We start from the raw sequence: 6,283 nt of genomic DNA on the forward strand, positions 1-6,283 counted from the left end.
CAGCCAGCCCGAAAGAATTTACGGACTGGCTGTATCAGCAGAGTAATGTAATTGTTGAGCTGACCGAGATATGAAAAACTTTCTATCGTCAATTTCGCATTATTGCAATAACAGATTGCTTCTTCCATGAATGAATAAGCAATATTGTCATCAAACTTTCAAGCATAAACATAGCAACAGCAAAAAGAGTAAAAGCAACAACCGGAAATACAAATCCCGTAGACATGCCTGCATTTTTCAAAAATATACCGATTGCATATCCGCCGGGGATTCCAACAACAGCAGTTATAAGCAATGCAATCAAAGTAGTAAAAAGGCCTTCCATCATAAATGCTTGCTCCAACTGCTTATTTGTCATACCAATAGATTTTAGTGTGCCCATTTCCTGTTTCTGTGATAAAAGATTTGTCACAGTAAGATTGATTTGATTGATAACCGCAAATATCCACAAGATGGCTGCAATCGCATAAGCTAATGTAAAACCTGCACGATTGTCTGATTGGTGTTCTACAATAAAATCTTGAAGGGTTTGTAAGCGAACATCCCTATTGTCAGAAACGAGTAATTTGAGTTCTTGCTCGATTATCTCCTGATATTCAGCTTCTGCTTGTATTTCGATTGCGTATGTACAGTCATAACCTGCAAGTTCTTTGAGCATATTTTCCGGCATTCTGAAAATATAGCCACCCATTCCATCATTGCTGGAAGTGATTGCACCAATTTTGAATGCTTTTGTTATTGTTTTACCACTATGATTTTTGAAATTAAAGGTCACAGTATCCCCAATTTGAGGTTTCCAATGGTAAACATCATAAATACGTTCGGGATCACTTACAACTAATTCTGTATCATCAGTAATATTTCCAGACAAAACCGCTGCATTTAGCGACGCCAAATCCTTTTCATTATAGCCGAGCATCAAGGTGCTATCTGAAATATCATTGTCTGTTGAGAAATCAACTGGTACGGTAGCATAAGTAAATATATTGCTAACTCCCTCTATATCTCCAACACGCTTTACATAATCAGAAAAATATTCTTTCTGCAAGAGAGCATCCAAATTTTCACTTTCGTTTTCTAAATCAATGCTGATTTTGAAATCTCCGTACTTCATATCCCAATAACGAGCCATACTCTCGGCATTAAAAGAACTCTGATAACTTGCTGCAAGGAAAAATATAACTCCGCACAGTCCCAATGATAAAATGGTCAATAGAGATTTTTTTCTGTTTCTGGAAAAGCTGATTTTCGCTAAATATACAGGCGTAATACGATGTCTTTTGTGAGTGCGGTAATTTACAATTCCCACTGGATTTTTCAGGGCGGAAATTGGAGAAGTATTCGCTGCAATTTTTGCTGGTTTACGAACACTAATATAAACAAGCAGTATTCCAAAAAGGCATGCGCCACATAGAGAAACAATAAATGCAAATACTGACCAGCCTTTTGATTGCAGACAATAGCTGATGATCGTTCCCATGATACTACCAATTAAAATCCCCGGAACTGCAAGCATATAACCCTGTTTAAGAACTATTTTATAAATTTGCTTTTTACTTGCCCCTATTGTCCGAAGCTGTCCGAACTCAGCAACTTTTTGTCCAACCGAAATATAGAAAATGCTGTAAATTACAAGTGCGGCAGCTAAAAACAAAATGGCAGCAACTACACCATATACCGTATAATTACTGAAGGACAAAGTTGTATTTACATAATCATAGTAACTGCTGACTGTCCAATTATTCAGTCCAGTCTCCTCTGAAATTTGAGATAATATTTCTGTTGCTTCGTCTTTTGTAAGGGTATCTGCATTTTCAAGCCAAACATATCCATTAAGCAGGTCATTTCCACGTAATTCCCGGCATTTTTCAAGTGAAACAAAAACAGGATAAGCGGTAGAAGTTTTATCATGGTAAATACCAACAATAGTATAATTCTTCAAAGTACCATCCAGATTCAACTGAACTATGGCGTTGATTTCCGGAGACTTATTTTCACTGGCAAAAAAGGCATCTGTAACAGCAATTTCACTTGCTTTCTCTGGATATTTTCCGTCAAAGGCAGGAATCAAACTAAGCATGTCATCATCATAATAAATCAGAGACAGTTCTTTAGAATTTTCTTTCACTGTTTTGATATTACAGGAAAGTCCTACACTTTTTACTTCTTCGTTTGCTAACAACTTTTCTTTACTGTCCTGCGTAATGTCAAAGAAAATTCCTTGATGTAATCCTTCGATTGCTTTCTGATTTTGATAAATGATATTTTGCACTGTGAGCAACGACATCATTATCATAGCAACGGCTACAATAATTGCCGAAAGGCAAAATAAGTTTTTCTTCTTATCAAAACGCACACTTTTTCGTGCTAATTTTTTAATTACTGCACTGGTATCATTTTCAAAAGGATAATTCATAATTCCCACCTCCTTTAGCCAACAATTTTACCATCTTCAATCCGTACAATGCGGTCTGCGAGTTGAGCGATCTCGTTGTTGTGAGTAATCATTACAATGGTCTGATTAAATTCTCCGCTGGTACGCTTCAAAAGCCCTAACACATCTGCACTGGTCTTGCTATCAAGATTTCCGGTCGGTTCATCAGCAAGGATAATCGCAGGCTTCGTAATTAAAGCTCGTGCAATCGCTACACGTTGCTGTTGACCGCCTGAAAGATTGTTCGGCATATTTTCCAGTTTATCTTCTAAAGCCAACATATACACAACTTCGTCCATAAATTTCTGGTCTACTGTATCGCCATCCAGTTCCACAGGCAGGACGATATTTTCATATACATTCAAAATCGGAACCAGATTATAATTTTGGAAGATAAATCCGATGTTACGACGGCGGAAAATTGTCAATTCATCATCATTCTTTTTTGCGAGTTCTTCTCCCCGTACAATCACGCTGCCGGAAGTGGGGGTATCAAGTCCTCCCATCATGTGAAGCAATGTAGACTTACCGCTGCCGGAAGTTCCAACTACGGCAACAAATTCTCCCTGTTCCACAGTAAAATTTACACCATTAAGGGCACGAGTAATATTTGGTTCTGTGCCGTAATACTTCTTTAAGTCGATTGTTTGTAAAATGCTCATATTCAAATGCTCCTTTCAAGGCTTTCTATCTGTTGATAAAGCCATTGTAAACCACAAATGTTACACAAATGTCCGAGATAGAAAAAATTTTTATCGAAAATCAGAGTGAAATGTTACAACGCTCGGACATTTCAAAAAAAGTGGTTATATCTTACCTTACAGGAAGCATAATAGAAAATTCTGAGCCTTGCCTCAGCTCTGAAACAACCTTGATATAGCCCCCTTGCCTTGTTACAATCTCACGAGCCAAATACAAACCTATTCCCACACCCTGTTGATCGTGTACTTCTTCCTCACGATAGAAGCGCCGGAAGATGGCAGCCTGATTGCTTTCTGAAATGCCCTTGCCGGTGTCGGTCACTTTGACCTCTACGTACATTTCCCACTGAACCACTGATACAGAAATCTTTCCACCTGACGGAGTGTATTTTACTGCATTGTCCAGCAGATTGAAAAGGGCTTCGCTTGTCCACTTGCTGTCATGGGAGATTATCAAATTTTCCGGGCAATCCACGGATACAGCAATTTCTTTTTTCTCTGCGGCATATACAATACTGCTCATGGCTTGTGCAAGCGTATGGAATAAGCTGCTGTCTTTCTTTTCTAATCGTATTGCTCCGGTTTCCAACCGGGACGTTTTAACCAGTGCTTGGAACAGAAAATCCAGTTTATCAGTCTGACTACGTATGCCTTGTAAAAAGTCCATCCGTTCTTCTTCTGAAACAGGCTTTGTTAAAAGTGTGTCCGTTACCATTTGCAAATTGCTGACAGGCGTTTTTACTTGATGCGAAATATCAGAAATCAGCATTTGAAGCTCCTGTCGTTCCATGTCTACCTTGTGTCGGTTTTTCTGCATAATCTCATACAACCGGATTAAGCGGTGGTTGATACGGGCAAAAAGAGTTTCACTATCATTTGACTTTTGTAATTCCTCGTTTCCATCAATCATGTTGTCCAGCGTCCGGCACAAATTAGAAGTAAAATGAGAAAGGCGTTTTCCAAAAAACAGCACCAATAGCCAAATCCAGAAAAATGCACAGAGTGTCAATGTTCCACCCGCTATGAAAATTCGTGTATCCTGCATTATACCGCCGAAAATACCAGTAATTACCAGCATAGAGAAAACCATGCCAGTACTAATCAGTCTACAAATTTTCTTAGCAGAAAGGTTATTCAGTTTCATTTCTTTTCGCCTCCTGTCCATTGATAACCCATACCGTAAACCGTTTTGATATATGTGTCGCCATCCGCTTCAATCTTACTGCGAATGCGGCTGATAGAAGTAGTAAGGGTATGTTCATCTACATATTTTTCATCAATGTCCCACAGTCTTTCCAAAAGTTGTTGGCGGGTAAGTACCTGCTTCGGATTTTTAAGAAATAGGTTCAGCATTTTATATTCCATCGCAGAAAGCGCTAATGGTTTCCCGTTCAAACTTGCAAATTGTTCCGAAAAATCCAGAAACAGGCTACCATCCTCGTAAATATCCTTAGCTGGTTTGTGATGTTCCAACATAGCGAACATGGCTTTGATCTTTCGCTGCAAAGCACTAATCGAAAAAGGTTTCGTGATATAATCCACTGCACCAGCTTCATATCCTCGTATCTGATCGCTTTCCTGATCGTTGGCAGTTAGAAATATAACTACTGTATCAGGATGCTCTGGCTTGATAAGACGGCATAGGTCATAACCATTTCCGTCTGGTAAATTTATATCCAGCAATACCAAATCAAAAATGTTTGTTTTTAATGATTCAGCGGCTGTCCTTGCATTCAGAACAGAAGTTATTGTGTAACCGTCCAGTTCCAAATTATAAGTAAGCGTTTTATTCAAAAGATTATCGTCTTCGACAATTAAAATCTGCTTCATATTGTCACTTCCTTTTCTTTTTGCAGATAGTATAACAGGCAAATGTCCGAGAATTGTTACAAGGACAAATATATTTTTCTTTTACAGCTTTTTTCTGTGTACTGCAATTTTATAAAAGAAAGGACAGCAGTGTCAAATTGCTGTCCTTACGGCTTATTATAGCTGGTAGTGTATAAGCGTGGGTTCATCATATTTGGTGTGGTATCTTTAACTATGGGAAACTCCTCGCTCCCATTTAGAAACAGACTTATCACTCATACCTAATTTTTCTGCCAGTTGCTTTTGTGTCATCCCCAAAGACTTTCGTTTGCCTGCAATATATTTTCCGATTTTGATAAGATCCATCCTTCTGCCTCCTTTTTTATACTAATCATACTCTATTGGAGAAAAAAGGCATACCCCTCGAAGGTAGAATATGAATTTTAAGTAATCCGGGGTGAATTTCATCACCTGTCCGGCATATGGGCAACCGACTGTTTTACTCCATCACCACGCATTTTCAGTAGATTGCGTTGCTCGTCAGATGCTTTCCGTCCATCCCCTTATTATGAAGTACGGATTTGATTTTCCGGCTGGTATCTCTTACATACCACTCATTCGTAATGTTAAGAAATGGGACAAATTCGTTACTGCCATCGTTTAGAGCACTGTCCACATTGTTGGAAATGGCGATAAATCGCACATTTTTCCAGGATTCTCTTCTGGTTTACGATACTGTTGCTGTCACCGCTTTGCTCATCATCTCGGGATACCCTCTCGTAGAGTGCAGTAATTTTGTTTAGTTCCGGTTGTTTTGTTTTCAGAAAAAGATTTCTGATAAACTTGAAGCGCCCCTTATGTAAAAAAGCTCCGGCATTTCTATATTTTATCAAGTCCTTTTGCTTTTTGATAATAGGAATCAATAATATCCTGCAAATTAATTTCTTTCATCCGTTTTTCAGCTGCCTCTTGTACTTCCTGATAGTAGTCGTGCAAAGCAAATTGAATATTCACTCCGACACCACATTCTGGATTGGTATGGGTATCCAGATGTAACAGTGGTTTGTCGCCTTCTACCGCTTTATAAATATCAAAAAGTGTGATCCTCTCTGGCAGTTTTGCCAAAATTGGTTTTGCATGACCAGTCACACTGGAAATCAATTTAGCTTTCCTTAATTTCATCATGATTTGCCGGACAAATGCAGGATTTGTTTGTATGCTGGCTGCGATTGCGGTGCTGCGTGACATGCTCCCACCACTTAAATCTCAGATTTTGAAGTGGGCGCTTCTTGCTCAATGGCTCTACTGAGCCAAGTATCTACAAGCTATCCTCGCGTGT

5 protein-coding genes and 2 pseudogenes are annotated in these 6,283 nt (G+C 38.9%); all 7 read right to left on the reverse strand.

Annotated elements, in window-relative coordinates; translation table 11 throughout:
* Positions 1-88: 88 nt before the first annotated feature.
* The 7 genes and pseudogenes from G5B11_RS18070 to G5B11_RS18100 all read right to left on the reverse strand — a co-directional run bounded on the left by G5B11_RS18070 (position 89) and on the right by G5B11_RS18100 (position 6,192).
* Positions 89-2,416, reverse strand: coding sequence for an ABC transporter permease (locus tag G5B11_RS18070; protein ID WP_173729263.1), 2,328 nt, complete (start codon positions 2,414-2,416; stop codon positions 89-91).
* A gap of 14 nt (positions 2,417-2,430) precedes the next feature.
* Positions 2,431-3,096: an ABC transporter ATP-binding protein gene (locus G5B11_RS18075; protein WP_008791690.1), complete on the reverse strand. Its 666-nt coding sequence runs from the start codon at positions 3,094-3,096 to the stop codon at positions 2,431-2,433.
* Positions 3,097-3,247: 151 nt separating this feature from the next.
* Complete coding sequence (locus G5B11_RS18080; RefSeq protein WP_173729264.1) at positions 3,248-4,279, reverse strand: sensor histidine kinase; 1,032 nt, start codon at positions 4,277-4,279, stop codon at positions 3,248-3,250.
* The gene (locus tag G5B11_RS18085) at positions 4,276-4,965 is read right to left on the reverse strand and encodes a response regulator transcription factor (protein ID WP_019162604.1); all 690 of its coding nucleotides are present in this window, start codon (positions 4,963-4,965) and stop codon (positions 4,276-4,278) included. The genes G5B11_RS18080 and G5B11_RS18085 overlap by 4 nt, the downstream gene beginning before the upstream one ends.
* A gap of 219 nt (positions 4,966-5,184) precedes the next feature.
* A pseudogene (locus G5B11_RS18090) lies at positions 5,185-5,310 on the reverse strand (helix-turn-helix domain-containing protein); the annotation flags it as partial.
* Positions 5,311-5,467: 157 nt separating this feature from the next.
* A pseudogene (locus G5B11_RS18095) lies at positions 5,468-5,768 on the reverse strand (hypothetical protein); the annotation flags it as partial.
* A 55-nt stretch (positions 5,769-5,823) separates the two neighbouring features.
* A complete protein-coding gene (locus G5B11_RS18100) occupies positions 5,824-6,192 on the reverse strand; it encodes an Rrf2 family transcriptional regulator (protein ID WP_173729265.1) in 369 nt (122 codons plus the stop codon).
* Positions 6,193-6,283: the final 91 nt, after the last annotated feature.

The organism is Blautia glucerasea (assembly GCF_013304385.1).
GTDB classification, from domain to species: domain Bacteria; phylum Bacillota; class Clostridia; order Lachnospirales; family Lachnospiraceae; genus Blautia_A; species Blautia_A ammoniilytica.

Coding starts and splice junctions, on each gene's coding strand:
- G5B11_RS18070 (WP_173729263.1), bottom strand. CDS start 2,416: ATGAATTATCCTTTTGAAAATGATACCAGTGCAGTAATTAAAAAATTA.
- G5B11_RS18075 (WP_008791690.1), bottom strand. CDS start 3,096: ATGAGCATTTTACAAACAATCGACTTAAAGAAGTATTACGGCACAGAA.
- G5B11_RS18080 (WP_173729264.1), bottom strand. CDS start 4,279: ATGAAACTGAATAACCTTTCTGCTAAGAAAATTTGTAGACTGATTAGT.
- G5B11_RS18085 (WP_019162604.1), bottom strand. CDS start 4,965: ATGAAGCAGATTTTAATTGTCGAAGACGATAATCTTTTGAATAAAACG.
- G5B11_RS18100 (WP_173729265.1), bottom strand. CDS start 6,192: ATGTCACGCAGCACCGCAATCGCAGCCAGCATACAAACAAATCCTGCA.